A 1,282-nucleotide genomic window follows, 5' to 3' on the forward strand; every position below is an offset into this window, starting at 1 on the left:
CGCAGCCGCTCCTCGGCGGTGCGCAGGGCCAGCCGCGCCTCCATCTCGGCCGAGCGGGCGGCGGACGCCTCGCCCGCCAGCCGGTCGCGCTCGGACGTGTCGGGCTCGTTGGCCTGGCCCTCGACGGGCTGCTCGGCCGCCTCGAGGCGGGCGACGAGCTCGCCGACGGCCGAGGTGTCCTGCTCGAGCTGGGCGCGGGCGGCGTCCAGGCCCTGCTGCAGCCGGTCGGCCTCGGCCCGGGCGGAGCGGGCGGCCGCGCCGAGGTGGCCGAGCTGCTCGGCGACCGCGGCGAACCGGGCGTCGTTGTCGTGCAGGCGCTCGAGCGCGGCCTCGACGCGGTCGGCCGCCTCGGCCGCCCGCGAGCGTGCGCCCTGGAGCGCGAACCGCGCCTCCTCGGCGGCGCGGGTCGCCTCGGCCAGCTTGGCGCCGGCCTCGTCGACCGCCGCCTGCACCTGCAGCAGGCTCGGCTGGGACGACGACCCGCCGCGGGCGGTGACCGCCCCGAGCACGTCGCCCTCGGTGGTGACGGCGACCAGGTCGGGTCGGGCGCGGACGACGGTGCGCGCCTCCCCCAGACCGGGCACGACCACGGTGGACGCGAGCAGCCGCTCGACGGCCGGCCGCAGTGCGGCGGAGGTCTGCACCAGGTCGGCCGCGCGGCGGGTGCCGTCCGGCAGACCGGCGAGGTCGAGCGGGGCGTCGGCCGCCGGGGCGCCACCCAGCAGCAGCCCGGCGCGTCCGGCGTCGTCGTCCTTGAGCCGGCGCAGCGCGTCGACCGCGGCGTCGACCGACTCGACGGCCACGGCGTCGGCGGCGCCACCGAGGGCGGCCGCGACGGCGTCCTCGTAGCCCTGCTCGACGTGCAGCAGCGCGGCGACCGACCCGAGCACGCCGGACACCCCGGTGCCGGCGGCGAGCAGCGCCCCGGCGCCGTCGGCCCGCGCGAGGCCCATCTCGAGCGCCTCCTTGCGGGCGCTCCAGGTGGCCCGGTCGCGGTCGGCCGAGCGCTCGGCGTCGGTGAGCCGGTCGACCTCGGCGGTGGCGGCGAGCGCGGCCTCCTCGGCCGCGGTGTGCTCGGAGTCGAGGTCCTCCTCGCCCTCCTCCACGCCGGCCACCTGCTGCTCGAGGGCGGCGAACTCCTGCTGGGCGACCCGGCCGCGCTCGGCGGCGTCGGCGAGCGAGCGCTCGAGGCGCCCGATCTCGGCCTGCCCGGCCTCGACCCGGCTGCGGGCGGCGGCGTCCGAGCTGTCCCGACGACTGGGAGGCACCCGGTGACCACGCT

At 80.0% G+C, this 1,282-nt stretch carries 1 pseudogene; it reads right to left on the bottom strand.

What is annotated here, in order from left to right:
* Window positions 1-1,268 (bottom strand): annotated as a pseudogene (locus ACYVKY_RS14145) (chromosome segregation protein SMC); the annotation flags it as partial.
* Between the last annotated feature and the right edge of the window lie 14 nt (window positions 1,269-1,282).

This window comes from Angustibacter speluncae, from assembly GCF_054777815.1.